Source organism: Pseudonocardia alni (assembly GCF_002813375.1).
GTDB lineage: Bacteria > Actinomycetota > Actinomycetes > Mycobacteriales > Pseudonocardiaceae > Pseudonocardia > Pseudonocardia alni.
In genome coordinates this window covers 5,669,203-5,686,562 of record NZ_PHUJ01000003.1, presented here as the reverse complement: position 1 = coordinate 5,686,562, position 17,360 = coordinate 5,669,203, and the positions used below count along the sequence as shown (strand labels likewise).

General features: G+C 66.3%; 8 protein-coding genes, 2 rRNA genes, 1 pseudogene and 5 other annotated features. Of the genes and pseudogenes, 2 read left to right on the top strand and 9 right to left on the bottom strand.

What is annotated here, in order from left to right:
* Together tyrS (ATL51_RS27800) and ATL51_RS27795 are read left to right on the top strand one after the other, a co-directional pair.
* Window positions 1–1,035 (top strand): annotated as a pseudogene (tyrS, locus tag ATL51_RS27800) (tyrosine--tRNA ligase); the annotation flags it as partial.
* A gap of 433 nt (window positions 1,036–1,468) precedes the next feature.
* A 16S ribosomal RNA gene (locus ATL51_RS27795) occupies window positions 1,469–2,988 on the top strand.
* Window positions 2,989–3,305: 317 nt separating this feature from the next.
* Window positions 3,306–3,900: a sequence feature (23S ribosomal RNA rRNA prediction is too short), on the top strand.
* 7 nt (window positions 3,901–3,907) lie between these two features.
* Window positions 3,908–4,634, top strand: a sequence feature (23S ribosomal RNA rRNA prediction is too short).
* 13 nt (window positions 4,635–4,647) lie between these two features.
* Window positions 4,648–5,479, bottom strand: a sequence feature (most likely nonfunctional fraction of RNA operon).
* Window positions 5,480–5,492: 13 nt separating this feature from the next.
* Window positions 5,493–6,219, bottom strand: a sequence feature (23S ribosomal RNA rRNA prediction is too short).
* 7 nt (window positions 6,220–6,226) lie between these two features.
* Window positions 6,227–6,821 (bottom strand) — a sequence feature (23S ribosomal RNA rRNA prediction is too short).
* A gap of 317 nt (window positions 6,822–7,138) precedes the next feature.
* Here the strand turns inward: ATL51_RS27795 and ATL51_RS27790 are convergent.
* From ATL51_RS27790 to argB, 9 genes are all read right to left on the bottom strand, one after another.
* Window positions 7,139–8,658, bottom strand: a 16S ribosomal RNA gene (locus tag ATL51_RS27790).
* A 435-nt stretch (window positions 8,659–9,093) separates the two neighbouring features.
* The gene (gene tyrS / locus ATL51_RS27785) at window positions 9,094–10,368 is read right to left on the bottom strand and encodes a tyrosine--tRNA ligase (protein WP_167410065.1); all 1,275 of its coding nucleotides are present in this window, start codon (window positions 10,366–10,368) and stop codon (window positions 9,094–9,096) included.
* A gap of 46 nt (window positions 10,369–10,414) precedes the next feature.
* Window positions 10,415–11,080: a DNA-3-methyladenine glycosylase gene (locus tag ATL51_RS27780; RefSeq protein WP_392567390.1), complete on the bottom strand. Its 666-nt coding sequence runs from the start codon at window positions 11,078–11,080 to the stop codon at window positions 10,415–10,417.
* 2 nt (window positions 11,081–11,082) lie between these two features.
* Window positions 11,083–12,306 (bottom strand): aminotransferase class I/II-fold pyridoxal phosphate-dependent enzyme, encoded by a 1,224-nt coding sequence (locus ATL51_RS27775; protein ID WP_073576949.1) that lies wholly within the window; start codon window positions 12,304–12,306, stop codon window positions 11,083–11,085.
* Window positions 12,303–13,748: an argininosuccinate lyase gene (gene argH, locus ATL51_RS27770; RefSeq protein ID WP_073576950.1), complete on the bottom strand. Its 1,446-nt coding sequence runs from the start codon at window positions 13,746–13,748 to the stop codon at window positions 12,303–12,305. The genes ATL51_RS27775 and argH overlap by 4 nt, the downstream gene beginning before the upstream one ends.
* The gene (locus tag ATL51_RS27765) at window positions 13,745–14,302 is read right to left on the bottom strand and encodes an arginine repressor (protein ID WP_073576951.1); all 558 of its coding nucleotides are present in this window, start codon (window positions 14,300–14,302) and stop codon (window positions 13,745–13,747) included. The genes argH and ATL51_RS27765 overlap by 4 nt, the downstream gene beginning before the upstream one ends.
* On the bottom strand, window positions 14,295–15,218 hold the full coding sequence (gene argF / locus ATL51_RS27760; RefSeq protein ID WP_100880399.1) for an ornithine carbamoyltransferase: 924 nt from the start codon (window positions 15,216–15,218) through the stop codon (window positions 14,295–14,297). The genes ATL51_RS27765 and argF overlap by 8 nt, the downstream gene beginning before the upstream one ends.
* Window positions 15,218–16,411: an acetylornithine transaminase gene (locus tag ATL51_RS27755; RefSeq protein ID WP_100880398.1), complete on the bottom strand. Its 1,194-nt coding sequence runs from the start codon at window positions 16,409–16,411 to the stop codon at window positions 15,218–15,220. The genes argF and ATL51_RS27755 overlap by 1 nt, the downstream gene beginning before the upstream one ends.
* Window positions 16,408–17,328 (bottom strand): acetylglutamate kinase, encoded by a 921-nt coding sequence (gene argB / locus ATL51_RS27750; RefSeq protein ID WP_073577117.1) that lies wholly within the window; start codon window positions 17,326–17,328, stop codon window positions 16,408–16,410. Before argB ends, ATL51_RS27755 begins: the two co-directional genes overlap by 4 nt.
* Window positions 17,329–17,360: the final 32 nt, after the last annotated feature.

Below are 17,360 nucleotides of genomic sequence, written 5' to 3'. Positions count from 1 at the left end.
GGGACCCGCGCGACGTGGGGGAGCGGACGCTCAACGACGCCTCGACCGTGGCCGACTGGACCCGGATCATCCGGGGCCAGCTGGAGAGGTTCGTGTCCTTCGACGACGGGCCGACCGGCGCCGTCGCCGTCAACAACCTGGACTGGACCGGGCAGCAGACGGTCCTGGAGTTCCTGCGCGACCTCGGCAAGCACTTCCCGGTCAGCACGATGATCTCGCGGGACACGGTGAAGCGCCGCCTCGCCGGCGACGGGATGTCCTACACCGAGTTCAGCTACCTGCTGCTCCAGGCCCAGGACTATCTGCACCTGTACCGCGAGCTCGGGGTGCGGCTGCAGATCGGCGGCTCCGACCAGTGGGGCAACATCGTCGGCGGTGTGGACCTCGTCCGCCGGGTGACCGGTGACCACGTCCACGCGCTGACCCTGCAGCTGGTCACCGACTCCGAGGGCCGCAAGTTCGGCAAGTCCACCGGGGCGGCAACGTCTGGCTCGACCCGGACCGCACCTCGCCGTACGCCTGGTACCAGTACTTCGTGAACGTCGCCGACGCCGACGCGATCACCTACCTCAAGCTCTTCACCTTCCTCGACCGCGCCGAGATCGAGGCGCTGGAGACCGAGCTCGCCGAGAAACCGCACCTGCGTGGCGCGCAACGACGTCTCGCCGCCGAGCTGACGACGCTGGTGCACGGCGAGGAGCAGACCAAGCAGGTGACGACGGCGAGCCAGGCCCTGTTCGGCCGCGCGGAGCTCACCGACCTGGACGCGGCCACCCTCGGTGCCGCGCTCGCCGAGGTGCCGACGGCCGACGCCGGCCCGGCCGACACGATCGTCGACCTGCTCGTCGCCACCGGTCTGACCGACAGCAAGGGGGCCGCGCGCCGCGCCGTGAAGGAGGGCGGCGCGTACGTCAACAACGTCAAGATCATCGACGAGGAGTGGGTCCCGGTGCCGGTGACGTCCTCGACGGCGGCTGGCTGGTGGTGCGGCGGGGGAAGCGCAACCTGGCCGGTGTGCGGGTCGGATCAGCGTGATCGGCCGCTGACCTGCAGGAACACCGAACAGGTACCCCCTGTGAATCGCCTCCGGGCCGTCCTGTAACTTTCTCGTTGTCGCCAGGACGGGACGGACGAGAGCGAGACCGGCCGAGAGGCCAGGGACGCGGATCCGGCCCGGAGGCGACGGCCCACGAACTCCACTTCGGTGGAGATCAGGCCGCCTGGAGCGGAGCTTGACGCTGCGCTTCGGTACACGTAGCATAAGAGAGTTGCCTCCTAGCGAGGCCAGCTCTGATGCCCGGGGCGACGGTCATCAGGCCCGGTTCCCGAGTGCGGGTGTCTTTTGAGAACTCAACAGTGTGTCGAGCTATTTTGATTCGGTTTGGCGTTTTGTGCCAAATTGTTTGTTTGGTTGCAGCATTCGATCCCGTCGGGTGTTGTGGCCAGTTGTTTGTTGCAAGTCAGGGTTTTGTTGGAGAGTTTGATCCTGGCTCAGGACGAACGCTGGCGGCGTGCTTAACACATGCAAGTCGAGCGGTAAGGCCCTTTCGGGGGTACACGAGCGGCGAACGGGTGAGTAACACGTGGGTGACCTGCCCTCCACTCTGGGATAAGCCCGGGAAACTGGGTCTAATACCGGATAGGACCACTGATCGCATGGTTGGTGGTGGAAAGTTTTTTCGGTGGGGGATGGGCCCGCGGCCTATCAGCTTGTTGGTGGGGTGATGGCCTACCAAGGCGGTGACGGGTAGCCGGCCTGAGAGGGCGACCGGCCACACTGGGACTGAGACACGGCCCAGACTCCTACGGGAGGCAGCAGTGGGGAATATTGCGCAATGGGCGGAAGCCTGACGCAGCGACGCCGCGTGGGGGATGACGGCCTTCGGGTTGTAAACCTCTTTCGCCAGGGACGAAGAGCAATTGACGGTACCTGGAGAAGAAGCACCGGCCAACTACGTGCCAGCAGCCGCGGTAACACGTAGGGTGCGAGCGTTGTCCGGAATTATTGGGCGTAAAGAGCTCGTAGGCGGTGTGTCGCGTCGGCCGTGAAAACTTGGGGCTTAACTCTGAGCGTGCGGTCGATACGGGCATCACTTGAGTTCGGCAGGGGAGACTGGAATTCCTGGTGTAGCGGTGAAATGCGCAGATATCAGGAGGAACACCGGTGGCGAAGGCGGGTCTCTGGGCCGATACTGACGCTGAGGAGCGAAAGCGTGGGGAGCGAACAGGATTAGATACCCTGGTAGTCCACGCCGTAAACGTTGGGCGCTAGGTGTGGGGACCATTCCACGGTTTCTGTGCCGCAGCTAACGCATTAAGCGCCCCGCCTGGGGAGTACGGCCGCAAGGCTAAAACTCAAAGGAATTGACGGGGGCCCGCACAAGCGGCGGAGCATGTGGATTAATTCGATGCAACGCGAAGAACCTTACCTGGGTTTGACATGCACCAGACATCCCTAGAGATAGGGCTTCCCTTGTGGTTGGTGTGCAGGTGGTGCATGGCTGTCGTCAGCTCGTGTCGTGAGATGTTGGGTTAAGTCCCGCAACGAGCGCAACCCTTGTTCCATGTTGCCAGCACGTAATGGTGGGGACTCATGGGAGACTGCCGGGGTCAACTCGGAGGAAGGTGGGGATGACGTCAAGTCATCATGCCCCTTATGTCCAGGGCTTCACACATGCTACAATGGCTCATACAGAGGGCTGCGAGACCGTGAGGTGGAGCGAATCCCTTAAAGTGAGTCTCAGTTCGGATCGGGGTCTGCAACTCGACCCCGTGAAGTTGGAGTCGCTAGTAATCGCAGATCAGCAACGCTGCGGTGAATACGTTCCCGGGCCTTGTACACACCGCCCGTCACGTCACGAAAGTTGGTAACACCCGAAGCCGGCGGCCCAACCCTTGTGGAGGGAGCTGTCGAAGGTGGGACTGGCGATTGGGACGAAGTCGTAACAAGGTAGCCGTACCGGAAGGTGCGGCTGGATCACCTCCTTTCTAAGGAGTCCCATCATGTGATGGGGCACCACACGCTCTTTATTGGGTGTCTGTGGTTCCTTCATTGAATCGCATTTGCGGCCCCGTTCGTGGGTCGGGTGCGTTGGGTGGAACGCAGCACGTCGAACCGTTTGGCTTGGCACACTGTTGGGTCCTGAGAAGACGCCCTGTGGGTTGTTTTCTTTGGCCGCTCAGGTTGAGGGTTGTCCTAACGCCCCGGTTGGTTCCGGGTGTGGTGGTTTCTTCTTGGTCTGGTGTGGTTGTGGGTTGAGTGTTGCATAGTGGATGCGAGCATCTTGTTGTGGTCAAGTTGTTAAGAGCACATGGTGGATGCCTGGGCATCAGGAGCCGATGAAGGACGTGGGAGGCCGCGATAGGCCTCGGGGAGCTGTCAACCGAGCTGTGATCCGAGGGTGTCCGAATGGGGAAACCCAGCGCCCGTCATGGGGCGTTACCCGTACCTGAATTCATAGGGTGCGTGGAGGGAACGTGGGGAAGTGAAACATCTCAGTACCCACAGGAAGAGAAAACAATAGTGATTCCGTGAGTAGTGGCGAGCGAAAGCGGAAGAGGCTAAACCGTGTCCGTGTCAAGCCGGCAGGCGTTGCGGGTGCGGGGTTGTGAGACGTGTCGTTCATCTTCTGCCGAGGATGGGACAGCAAGTGCCTGTGTTAGCGGAACGACTCTGGGATGGTCGGCCGTAGTGGGTGATAGCCCCGTACGCGAAAACACTGGGTTCTGTTGTGGGCGTGTTCTCGAGTAGCAGCGAGCCCGTGAAATTCGCTGTGAATCTGGCGGGACCACCCGTCAAGCCTAAATACTACCTGATGACCGATAGCGGACAAGTACCGTGAGGGAAAGGTGAAAAGTACCCCGGGAGGGGAGTGAAATAGTACCTGAAACCGTGTGCTTACAAGCCGTCAGAGCCTTTCGGGGTGATGGCGTGCCTTTTGAAGAATGAGCCTGCGAGTTATGCTTCGTGGCGAGGTTAACCTGTGTGGGGTAGCCGTAGCGAAAGCGAGTCCGAATAGGGCGTCTGAGTCGCGGGGTGTAGACCCGAAGCGGAGTGATCTACCCATGGCCAGGGTGAAGCGTCGGTAAGACGTCGTGGAGGCCCGAACCCACCAGGGTTGAAAACCTGGGGGATGAGCTGTGGGTAGGGGTGAAAGGCCAATCAAACTTCGTGATAGCTGGTTCTCCCCGAAATGCATTTAGGTGCAGCGTCGTGTGTTTCTCACCGGAGGTAGAGCACTGGATGGCCTAGGGGGCCGACAAGCTTACCGAAGTCAGCCAAACTCCGAATGCCGGTGAGTGAGAGCGCGGCAGTGAGACTGCGGGGGATAAGCTTCGTGGTCGAGAGGGAAACAGCCCAGATCACCGGCTAAGGCCCCTAAGCGTGCGCTAAGTGGGAAAGGATGTGGGATCGCCCGGACAACCAGGAGGTTGGCTTAGAAGCAGCCACCCTTGAAAGAGTGCGTAATAGCTCACTGGTCAAGTGGTCCTGCGCCGACAATGTAGCGGGGCTCAAGCGCACCGCCGAAGCCGTGGCAATGACACTTTGGTGTTGTTGGGTAGGGGAGCGTCCTGCATCTGGTGAAGCCCGGGAGTGATTTACGGGTGGAGGGTGTGGGAGTGAGAATGCAGGCATGAGTAGCGAATGCAGAGTGAGAATCTCTGCCGCCGGATGACCAAGGGTTCCTGGGCCAGGTTGTTCCGCCCAGGGTGAGCCGGGACCTAAGGCGAGGCCGTCAGGCGTAGTCGATGGACAACGGGTTGATATTCCCGTGCTCGTGATAGTGCGTCCATGCCGAGGCTGGTGATGCTAACCATCCGAACCCACCTTCGCTCCTTCGGGAGTGTTGTTTGTGGGGGAGCGTGGGATCCGATCTGGTAGTAGGCAAGTGATGGGGTGACGCAGGAGGGTAGCTCCGCCACGCGGTGGTTGTCGTGGTGTAAGCCTGTAGCCCGAGTCCTAGGTAAATCCGGGGCTCATTAAAGGGTGAGAGGTGATGCGTAGCCGATTGAGGCGAAGAGAGTGACCCACTGCTGTCGGAAAGCTCTTGCGAGTGCTACGGGCCGCAACCAGCACTCGCTAGACCGACAGCATGGGATCACTCTCTTCGCCTCAATCGGCTACGCATCACCTCTCACCCTTTAATGAGCCCCGGATTTACCTAGGACTCGGGCTACAGGCTTACACCACGACAACCACCGCGTGGCGGAGCTACCCTCCTGCGTCACCCCATCACTTGCCTACTACCAGATCGGATCCCACGCTCCCCCACAAACAACACTCCCGAAGGAGCGAAGGTGGGTTCGGATGGTTAGCATCACCAGCCTCGGCATGGACGCACTATCACGAGCACGGGAATATCAACCCGTTGTCCATCGACTACGCCTGACGGCCTCGCCTTAGGTCCCGGCTCACCCTGGGCGGAACAACCTGGCCCAGGAACCCTTGGTCATCCGGCGGCAGAGATTCTCACTCTGCATTCGCTACTCATGCCTGCATTCTCACTCCCACACCCTCCACCCGTAAATCACTCCCGGGCTTCACCAGATGCAGGACGCTCCCCTACCCAACAACACCAAAGTGTCATTGCCACGGCTTCGGCGGTGCGCTTGAGCCCCGCTACATTGTCGGCGCAGGACCACTTGACCAGTGAGCTATTACGCACTCTTTCAAGGGTGGCTGCTTCTAAGCCAACCTCCTGGTTGTCCGGGCGATCCCACATCCTTTCCCACTTAGCGCACGCTTAGGGGCCTTAGCCGGTGATCTGGGCTGTTTCCCTCTCGACCACGAAGCTTATCCCCCGCAGTCTCACTGCCGCGCTCTCACTCACCGGCATTCGGAGTTTGGCTGACTTCGGTAAGCTTGTCGGCCCCCTAGGCCATCCAGTGCTCTACCTCCGGTGAGAAACACACGACGCTGCACCTAAATGCATTTCGGGGAGAACCAGCTATCACGAAGTTTGATTGGCCTTTCACCCCTACCCACAGCTCATCCCCCAGGTTTTCAACCCTGGTGGGTTCGGGCCTCCACGACGTCTTACCGACGCTTCACCCTGGCCATGGGTAGATCACTCCGCTTCGGGTCTACACCCCGCGACTCAGACGCCCTATTCGGACTCGCTTTCGCTACGGCTACCCCACACAGGTTAACCTCGCCACGAAGCATAACTCGCAGGCTCATTCTTCAAAAGGCACGCCATCACCCCGAAAGGCTCTGACGGCTTGTAAGCACACGGTTTCAGGTACTATTTCACTCCCCTCCCGGGGTACTTTTCACCTTTCCCTCACGGTACTTGTCCGCTATCGGTCATCAGGTAGTATTTAGGCTTGACGGGTGGTCCCGCCAGATTCACAGCGAATTTCACGGGCTCGCTGCTACTCGAGAACACGCCCACAACAGAACCCAGTGTTTTCGCGTACGGGGCTATCACCCACTACGGCCGACCATCCCAGAGTCGTTCCGCTAACACAGGCACTTGCTGTCCCATCCTCGGCAGAAGATGAACGACACGTCTCACAACCCCGCACCCGCAACGCCTGCCGGCTTGACACGGACACGGTTTAGCCTCTTCCGCTTTCGCTCGCCACTACTCACGGAATCACTATTGTTTTCTCTTCCTGTGGGTACTGAGATGTTTCACTTCCCCACGTTCCCTCCACGCACCCTATGAATTCAGGTACGGGTAACGCCCCATGACGGGCGCTGGGTTTCCCCATTCGGACACCCTCGGATCACAGCTCGGTTGACAGCTCCCCGAGGCCTATCGCGGCCTCCCACGTCCTTCATCGGCTCCTGATGCCCAGGCATCCACCATGTGCTCTTAACAACTTGACCACAACAAGATGCTCGCATCCACTATGCAACACTCAACCCACAACCACACCAGACCAAGAAGAAACCACCACACCCGGAACCAACCGGGGCGTTAGGACAACCCTCAACCTGAGCGGCCAAAGAAAACAACCCACAGGGCGTCTTCTCAGGACCCAACAGTGTGCCAAGCCAAACGGTTCGACGTGCTGCGTTCCACCCAACGCACCCGACCCACGAACGGGGCCGCAAATGCGATTCAATGAAGGAACCACAGACACCCAATAAAGAGCGTGTGGTGCCCCATCACATGATGGGACTCCTTAGAAAGGAGGTGATCCAGCCGCACCTTCCGGTACGGCTACCTTGTTACGACTTCGTCCCAATCGCCAGTCCCACCTTCGACAGCTCCCTCCACAAGGGTTGGGCCGCCGGCTTCGGGTGTTACCAACTTTCGTGACGTGACGGGCGGTGTGTACAAGGCCCGGGAACGTATTCACCGCAGCGTTGCTGATCTGCGATTACTAGCGACTCCAACTTCACGGGGTCGAGTTGCAGACCCCGATCCGAACTGAGACTCACTTTAAGGGATTCGCTCCACCTCACGGTCTCGCAGCCCTCTGTATGAGCCATTGTAGCATGTGTGAAGCCCTGGACATAAGGGGCATGATGACTTGACGTCATCCCCACCTTCCTCCGAGTTGACCCCGGCAGTCTCCCATGAGTCCCCACCATTACGTGCTGGCAACATGGAACAAGGGTTGCGCTCGTTGCGGGACTTAACCCAACATCTCACGACACGAGCTGACGACAGCCATGCACCACCTGCACACCAACCACAAGGGAAGCCCTATCTCTAGGGATGTCTGGTGCATGTCAAACCCAGGTAAGGTTCTTCGCGTTGCATCGAATTAATCCACATGCTCCGCCGCTTGTGCGGGCCCCCGTCAATTCCTTTGAGTTTTAGCCTTGCGGCCGTACTCCCCAGGCGGGGCGCTTAATGCGTTAGCTGCGGCACAGAAACCGTGGAATGGTCCCCACACCTAGCGCCCAACGTTTACGGCGTGGACTACCAGGGTATCTAATCCTGTTCGCTCCCCACGCTTTCGCTCCTCAGCGTCAGTATCGGCCCAGAGACCCGCCTTCGCCACCGGTGTTCCTCCTGATATCTGCGCATTTCACCGCTACACCAGGAATTCCAGTCTCCCCTGCCGAACTCAAGTGATGCCCGTATCGACCGCACGCTCAGAGTTAAGCCCCAAGTTTTCACGGCCGACGCGACACACCGCCTACGAGCTCTTTACGCCCAATAATTCCGGACAACGCTCGCACCCTACGTGTTACCGCGGCTGCTGGCACGTAGTTGGCCGGTGCTTCTTCTCCAGGTACCGTCAATTGCTCTTCGTCCCTGGCGAAAGAGGTTTACAACCCGAAGGCCGTCATCCCCCACGCGGCGTCGCTGCGTCAGGCTTCCGCCCATTGCGCAATATTCCCCACTGCTGCCTCCCGTAGGAGTCTGGGCCGTGTCTCAGTCCCAGTGTGGCCGGTCGCCCTCTCAGGCCGGCTACCCGTCACCGCCTTGGTAGGCCATCACCCCACCAACAAGCTGATAGGCCGCGGGCCCATCCCCCACCGAAAAAACTTTCCACCACCAACCATGCGATCAGTGGTCCTATCCGGTATTAGACCCAGTTTCCCGGGCTTATCCCAGAGTGGAGGGCAGGTCACCCACGTGTTACTCACCCGTTCGCCGCTCGTGTACCCCCGAAAGGGCCTTACCGCTCGACTTGCATGTGTTAAGCACGCCGCCAGCGTTCGTCCTGAGCCAGGATCAAACTCTCCAACAAAACCCTGACTTGCAACAAACAACTGGCCACAACACCCGACGGGATCGAATGCTGCAACCAAACAAACAATTTGGCACAAAACGCCAAACCGAATCAAAATAGCTCGACACACTGTTGAGTTCTCAAAAGACACCCGCACTCGGGAACCGGGCCTGATGACCGTCGCCCCGGGGCATCAGAGCTGGCCTCGCTAGGAGGCAACTCTCTTATGCTACGTGTACCGAAGCGCAGCGTCAAGCTCCGCTCCAGGCGGCCTGATCTCCACCGAAGTGGAGTTCGTGGGCCGTCGCCTCCGGGCCGGATCCGCGTCCCTGGCCTCTCGGCCGGTCTCGCTCTCGTCCGTCCCGTCCTGGCGACAACGAGAAAGTTACAGGACGGCCCGGAGGCGATTCACAGGGGGGTACCTGTTCGGTGTTCCTGCAGGTCAGCGGCCGATCACGCTGATCCGACCCGCACACCGGCCAGGTTGCGCTTCCCCCGCCGCACCACCAGCCAGCCGCCGTCGAGGACGTCACCGGCACCCGGGACCCACTCCTCGTCGATGATCTTGACGTTGTTGACGTACGCGCCGCCCTCCTTCACGGCGCGGCGCGCGGCCCCCTTGCTGTCGGTCAGACCGGTGGCGACGAGCAGGTCGACGATCGTGTCGGCCGGGCCGGCGTCGGCCGTCGGCACCTCGGCGAGCGCGGCACCGAGGGTGGCCGCGTCCAGGTCGGTGAGCTCCGCGCGGCCGAACAGGGCCTGGCTCGCCGTCGTCACCTGCTTGGTCTGCTCCTCGCCGTGCACCAGCGTCGTCAGCTCGGCGGCGAGACGTCGTTGCGCGCCACGCAGGTGCGGTTTCTCGGCGAGCTCGGTCTCCAGCGCCTCGATCTCGGCGCGGTCGAGGAAGGTGAAGAGCTTGAGGTAGGTGATCGCGTCGGCGTCGGCGACGTTCACGAAGTACTGGTACCAGGCGTACGGCGAGGTGCGGTCCGGGTCGAGCCAGACGTTGCCGCCCCCGGTGGACTTGCCGAACTTGCGGCCCTCGGAGTCGGTGACCAGCTGCAGGGTCAGCGCGTGGACGTGGTCACCGGTCACCCGGCGGACGAGGTCCACACCGCCGACGATGTTGCCCCACTGGTCGGAGCCGCCGATCTGCAGCCGCACCCCGAGCTCGCGGTACAGGTGCAGATAGTCCTGGGCCTGGAGCAGCAGGTAGCTGAACTCGGTGTAGGACATCCCGTCGCCGGCGAGGCGGCGCTTCACCGTGTCCCGCGAGATCATCGTGCTGACCGGGAAGTGCTTGCCGAGGTCGCGCAGGAACTCCAGGACCGTCTGCTGCCCGGTCCAGTCCAGGTTGTTGACGGCGACGGCGCCGGTCGGCCCGTCGTCGAAGGACACGAACCTCTCCAGCTGGCCCCGGATGATCCGGGTCCAGTCGGCCACGGTCGAGGCGTCGTTGAGCGTCCGCTCCCCCACGTCGCGCGGGTCCCCGATCATCCCGGTCGCCCCGCCGGCGAGGATGACCGGACGGTGCCCGGCCTCCTGGAAGCGGCGCAGGGTGAGCATCGGGATCAGGTGCCCGGCGTGCAGGCTCGACGCGGTCGGGTCGAAGCCTGCATAGATCGACACCGGGTCGTCGGCGGCGAGCTCCTTCGCGAGCGCGTCGCGGTCGGTGCTCTGCGCGATCAGGCCGCGCCACTCCAGGTCGTCGAGGATGTCGGTACCCACGGTGCCCATCTTGGTCGGGCCGCCGCGGACCGCGCACGCGGGTGGCTCAGGCGCTGCGACGACGGCGTGTCCCGGCCCGGTACGGGCTCACTGCCGGGGAGCCTTCGACCCAGAACCGCCAGGGCAGCTCGGCCGCCGCGGCGACGCCCACCCGAGGTCCGGTCCGGACCAGCTCCGGTGCGACCGGGTCGCCCGCGCGCAGCCGCACCCGTGACGCCGGGTCGGTGACGTCGGTCCCGTTGTCCTCGCGGCGCAGCCCGAGCAGTGCGGCGAGCCGCGCGGGACCGCGGGCCAGGTCGTTGTCGCGGCGGGCGGTGGGTCTGCGTTCCCGCGCGACCCCCGGGTCGGTGAGCAGCTCACCGGCTCGCAGCAGGACCGCGCCCGGCTCGCCGTCGGTGAGGCACGAGACGTTCGCGCAGAAGTGCATGCCGTAGACGAAGTAGACGTACAAGTGCCCGGGCGGGCCGAACATCACCGCGTTACGCGGGGTCGGGCCGCGATAACAGTGCGACGCGGGGTCGTCGCGGCCCCGGTAGGCCTCCACCTCGACCAGCCGCACCGCGACCGTGCCGTCGGGGGTGTCGGCCTCGAGGACGCACCCGAGCAGCCGCTCGGCGGCGGGCAGGACGTCGACGGCCAGGCCGGCCCGGTCCAGCAGACCGGCCGGGCCCGGCCGGTCGTTCCGGCCGGGCCCCGTCGTGTCGTCGTCCACCGTCAGCGGCGCGCGAGCGCCAGCTGCACGCAGGTCACGACACCGGCCATGGCCTTCTCGACCTCGTCGAGCGGGGGCAGGGTCGGGGCGAGCCGGATGGTCGCGTCCTGCGGGTCCTTGCCGTAGGGGTGCGTCGCACCGGCCGGGGTCAGGACGACGCCCGCCTCCTTCGCCAGCCGGACGACCTCCGAGGCGAGGCCGTCCGGGACGGTCAGGCTCACGAAGTAGCCACCCCGGGGCTTGGTCCACGACACGCCCTCGACGTCGGAGAACGCCTCGGTCAGCAGCCGGTCGACCGCGGCGAACTTCGGCGCGATCAGCTCGCGGTGCGCGGCCATGTGCGCCCGCAGCCCGGCGGCGTCCTTGAGGAACAGGGCGTGCCGCAGGTGGTTGACCTTGTCCGGGCCGATCGTCTTCTTCGACGCCAGCTTCAGCCACCAGTCGACGTTCGCCTGCGAGGCACCGAAGAACGCGACGCCCGCACCGGCGAGGGTGATCTTCGAGGTGGACCCGAAGACGAACGGGCGGTCCGCGTTGCCCGCCTCGGCGGCCAGGGTGAGGACGTCGGCAATCTCGACCTCCTCAGTGGTCAGGTGGTGCACCGCGTAGGCGTTGTCCCACATGATGCGGAAGTCCGGGGCGGCGGTCGGCATGGTGGCCAGCCGGCGCACGACCTCGTCGGAGTAGACGGCCCCGTCGGGGTTCGAGTACTTCGGCACGCACCAGATGCCCTTGATCGACGGGTCCTCGGCGACGAGCCGCTCGACCTCATCCATGTCGGGGCCGTCCGCGGTCATCGGGACGGTGACGAGGTCGATCCCGAGCCGCTCGCACACGCCGTAGTGGCGGTCGTAGCCGGGGACCGGGGCGATGAACGCGACCCGGCCGGCGTCGACCCAGCGCGTCGGGGCACCGGGCAACGCGGTCAGCAGGGCGTGCACGAGCGTGTCGTGCATCAGCTCCAGGCTGGAGTTGTTCGACGCCACCAGTTGCCCGACCGGGACCTGCAGCGACGGCGCGAAGATCTCCCGCAGCTCGGGCAGACCCTGGCCGCCGCCGTAGTTGCGGGTGTCGGTTCCGTCGGCCGCGCGGAACTGTCCCGCGCCCGGCAGGCCGAGCAGCTCGTGGGACAGGTCCAGCTGCTGCGCGGACGGCTTGCCCCGCGTCAGGTCGAGCTTCAGGCCAGCGGCCTTGAGCTCCTCGTAGGCTGCGGCAGGGTCGGTCATGCGGTTCCTCCGGTGAACTCTCGCGCTGCTGCGACCGCGGTACGCAGGTCGGTGAGCTGCTCGGCGACCCGGTCGCCGGCCGTCCCACCGCGCGCGTTCCGCGACGCGATGGAGCCTTCCACGGTCAGTACGTCGCGGACACTCGGGTCGAGTGCCGGGTGCACGGCGGCCAGCTCGGCGTCGGTCAGGTCCTCCAGTCCGACGCCGCGGGCCTCGGCGGCGCGGACGCAGCCGCCCGCGGCCTCGTGCGCCACGCGGAACGGGACGCCCTGCCGGACGAGCCACTCGGCCACGTCGGTGGCGAGGGTGAACCCGGCCGGGGCCAGCTCGGCGAGCCGCCCGGTGTGGAAGGTCAGGGTGGCCACCATCCCGGCGACCGCGGGGAGCAGGAGTTCCAGCTGCGCGACCGAGTCGAACAGCGGCTCCTTGTCCTCCTGCAGGTCCCGGTTGTAGGCCAGCGGGAGCCCCTTGAGGGTGGTCATGAGCCCGGCGAGGTTGCCGACGAGCCGACCGGACTTGCCGCGGGCCAGCTCGGCGACGTCGGGGTTCTTCTTCTGCGGCATGATCGAGCTGCCGGTGGAGAACGCGTCGTCGAGGGTGACGTAGCCGAACTCGGCCGTCGCCCAGAGGATGATCTCCTCCGACAGCCGCGACAGGTCGACGCCGATCATCGCGAGGACGAACGCGGCCTCGGCGGCGAAGTCCCGCGAGGCGGTCCCGTCGATCGAGTTGGCCGAGGACCCGGTGAAGCCGAGCTCGGCGGCGACGGCATCCGGGTCGAGCCCGAGCGAGGACCCGGCGAGCGCGCCGGAGCCGTAGGGCGACCAGGCGCTGCGCCGGTCCCAGTCGGCGAGCCGGTCGACGTCGCGCAGCAGGGCCTGGGCGTGCGCGGCCAGCTGGTGGCCGAGCAGCACCGGCTGGGCGTGCTGCAGGTGGGTGCGGCCGGGCATCGGCGCGCCGGGGTGGGCCTGCGCCTGGGCGACGAGGGCGTCGACGACGTCGAGCACGCCGGAGCCGACCCGTCGCGTGGCGTCGCGCAGCCACATCCGGAACTGGGTGGCGACCTGGTCGTTGCGCGAGCGACCGGCCCGCAGCTTGCCGCCCAGGTCGGCACCGGCCCGCTCGATGAGGCCGCGCTCCAGTGCGGTGTGCACGTCCTCATCGCCCGGGTCGGGGCCGAACGCCCCGGAGGCGACGTCGGCGGCGAGCTCGTCGAGCGCCTTGTGCATTCCCGACAGCTCCTCGTCGGTCAGCAGACCGGCGCGGTGCAGGACCCGGGCGTGCGCCTTCGAGCCGCGGATGTCGTAGGGGGCCAGTGCCCAGTCGAAGTGGGTGGACTTCGACAGCGCCGCGAGCGCGTCGGCCGGACCGGACGCGAACCGGCCACCCCACAGCGCTCCGCCACCGGCGACCGCGCCCTGTCGGGGGTCCGCGTCGGTCATGTCGGCTCTCCTTCTCGTTCGTCGTGCGTCCCGGCGGCCGCGTGGGCCCTCCGGGGCAGGTCCTGCAGCCGTTCCGCCAGCTCCGCCCCGGTGAGGGGCTCACGGGCGACGACGATGACCGTGTCGTCGCCGGCGATGGTGCCGACGACGTCGTGCAGTGCGGCCCGGTCGAGTGCGCTCGCGAGGTAGTGCGCCGCGCCCGGCGGGGTCCGCAGGACCGCCAGGTTCCCACTCGCGTCGGCGGACACGAGCAGCTCCCCCAGCAACCGGGCGAGCCGCCCCGTGCCGCCCTCGACCCCGCGCACGGGGCTGCCGTCCTCGGGGATGCGGTAGACCGGCTGCCCGCCGTCCGCGCCGCGGAGCTTCACCGCGCCCAGTTCGTCCAGGTCACGCGAGAGCGTGGCCTGGGTCGTCTCGATGCCGTGCCGCTCGTGGAGCAACCCGATGATCTCCACCTGGCTGCTCAGCTCGTAGTTCCAGACCACGTCGATGACGGCCGCCTGCCGGCTGGCCCGGCTCACCGGGTTCCTGCGGTCGCGGTCCGCCTCACCCATGCCGAAGGAGCCAGGTGAGCAGCGCCTTCTGCGCGTGCAACCGGTTCTCGGCCTCGTCCCAGACGGCGCTGGCGGGGCCGTCGAGGACCTCGTCGGTGATCTCGTCCCCCCGGTGGGCCGGCAGGCAGTGCAGCACGACCGCGTCCGGTGCGGCGCGCTCCAGCAGGGCGGCGTTCACCTGATAGGGCCGGAACGGCGCGACCCGGTCGAGCCCGTCGTCCTCCTGGCCCATCGAGGTCCAGGTGTCGGTGACGACGACCTGGGCGCCGGCGACGGCGGCGACCGGGTCCGCGACGAGCGTGACCGATCCCCCGGTCTGCTCGGCCCGGGTCTTCGCGTCGCGCAACACGCCGTCGTCGGGGGTGAACCCGGCGGGCGCGGCGATCCGGACGTGCAGCCCGGCCGTGGCCCCGCCGAGCAGCAGCGAGTGGGCGACGTTGTTCGCACCGTCGCCGAGGTAGGTCAGGGTGAGCCCGGCGAGACGGCCGAAGCGCTCCCGCACGGTCTGCAGGTCCGCCAGGATCTGGCACGGGTGGAACAGGTCGGTCAGCGCGTTGACGACCGGCACGGTCGCCGCGCAGGCCATCTCCTCGATCCGCTCCTGGCCGCTGGTGCGCCACACGATCGCGTCGACGTAGCGCGACAGCACCCGGGAGGTGTCGGAGATGGTCTCGCCGCGCCCCAGCTGGCTGGTGGTGCCGTCGAGGATGATCGCGGTGCCGCCGAGCTGGCTGATCCCGGCCTCGAACGACACCCGGGTGCGGGTGGAGGACTTGTCGAACACGACCCCCACGGCGCGCGGCCCGGCGAGCGGGCGCTCGGCGAACGGGTCGGCCTTGAGCCGGTCGGCGAGGTCGAGGACCTCGGCCTGCTCGGCCGGGGTCAGGTCGTCGTCGCGGAGCAGGTGGCGGACCATCAGTTCCCCTGCCCCTCGTGCTGGGCGGCGGCCGCGTCGAGCACGGCGGGCAGAGCCGTCAGGAACTCCTCGGCCTCGTCGCCGGTCAGGGTCAGCGCCGGGGCCAGCCGCAGCCGGTCCGGGGTGGCGTTGTTGACCAGGATCCCGGCGTCGCGCGCGGCCGCGGCGGCCGGGGCGGCGACCGGCGCGGTGAGGCCGACGCCGATGTGCAGACCGGCGCCGGAGACGTCGCCGACCAGGGGGTGGCCGAGACCCTCGATCCGGCTGCGGATCTCCTTGCCGAGCCGGTCGACGTGGGCGAGCAGCCCCTCGGCGGCGACCGTGTCGAGGACGGCGAGCGCCGCGGCGCACGACACCGGGTTGCCACCGAAGGTGGTGCCGTGCTGGCCGGGCTCGAGCAGCGCTGCGGCGGCGCCGAACCCGACGCAGGCCCCGATCGGGAGACCGCCGCCGAGGCCCTTGGCCAGGGTGATCGCGTCGGGGACGATGCCGTGCGCCTGGTGCGCGAACCAGTAGCCGGTGCGGCCGATCCCGGTCTGGACCTCGTCGAGGACCAGCAGTGCGCCGCGCTCGGCGGTGATCCGCCGGGCCTCCGCCAGATACCCCTCGGGCGGCACGATCACGCCGGCCTCCCCGAGGATCGGCTCCAGGAACACCGCGGCGGTCCGCTCGGTGACGGCGGCGTCGAGTGCGGCGACGTCACCGAACGGGATGTGGGTCACCCCGGCGGGCATCGGCTCGAACGGGGCCCGCTTGGCGGGCTGCCCGGTCAGCGCGAGCGCACCCATCGTGCGGCCGTGGAACGCGCCCTCGCAGGCGATGATCTCCGGCCTGCCGGTCCGGCGGACGATCTTGAAGGCGGCCTCGTTGGCCTCGGTGCCGGAGTTGCAGAGCAGGGTGCGGGCGTCGTCGCGGCCGAGCAGTGCCTGCAGCCGCTCGGCGAGCTGCAGCGCGGGCTCGGTGATGAAGAAGTTCGAGGTGTGGCCCAGGGTACGGACCTGCTCGGACACCGCCTCGACGACGGCCGGGTGCGCGTGTCCGAGCGCGTTGACCGCGATCCCGGAGTAGAGGTCCAGGTACGCGCGACCCTCGGCGTCCCAGACGCGGGCGCCCTCGCCACGGACCAGGGTCAGTGGCGGGGTGCCGTAGTTGTTCATCAGAGCGGCCTGCCACCGCTGCGCGTGCGTGGTCATGTCGTTCCCCCGGCTGTGGCGTCCGGCAGCACCATGGTGCCGACGCCGTCGTGTGTGAACACCTCGAGCAGGACCGAGTGCGGCACCCGACCGTCGATCACGTGGGCCTGTCCGACGCCCGACCGCACGGCGCGCAGGCAGGCCTCCATCTTCGGGGCCATGCCGCTCTCCAGGCGGGGCAGCATCGGCTCGAGCTGGTCCGCGGTCAGCGAGGTGATGATCGACTCCGGGTCGGGGTAGTTCGCGTAGAGCCCCTCGACGTCGGTGAGCACCACGAGCTTCGCGGCGTCCAGCGCGCCGGCGAGCGCCGCGGCGGCGCTGTCGGCGTTGATGTTGTGGACCTGGCCGTCGGCGTCCGGCGCGATCCCGGCGACGACCGGGATGCGACCCGCCGCGATGATGTCCAGCACCGCGTCCGGGTTGACCCTCGTGACGTCACCGACCAGACCGATGTCGACGGGCTCGCCCCCGACCAGCGCGGTGCGCTTCTCGGCCGTGAACAAACCCGCGTCCTCCCCGGACAGGCCGACGGCGAGCGGCCCGTGGGCGTTGATCAGCCCGACGAGCTCGCGCCCGACCTGGCCGAACAGCACCATCCGGACGATCTCCATCGTCTCCGGGGTGGTGACGCGCAGGCCGCCGCGGAACTCGCCGGGCATGCCGAGCCGTTTCAGCATCGCCGAGATCTGCGGCCCGCCGCCGTGCACGACGACCGGGTGGATACCCGCGAGCCGCAGGAACACCATGTCCCGGGCGAAGGCCTGCTTCAGCTCCTCGTCGATCATGGCGTTGCCGCCGTACTTGACGACGACGATCCGGCCGTGGAAGCGCTGCAGCCAGGGCAGCGCCTCGGCGAGCACACCGGCCTTCTCCCCCGCCCGCTTCAGCCGGGCCGGGGTCTCCGGGGACGGCGCGATCTGCGGCTGCGGCAGCGCGTCCGGGGCGACCG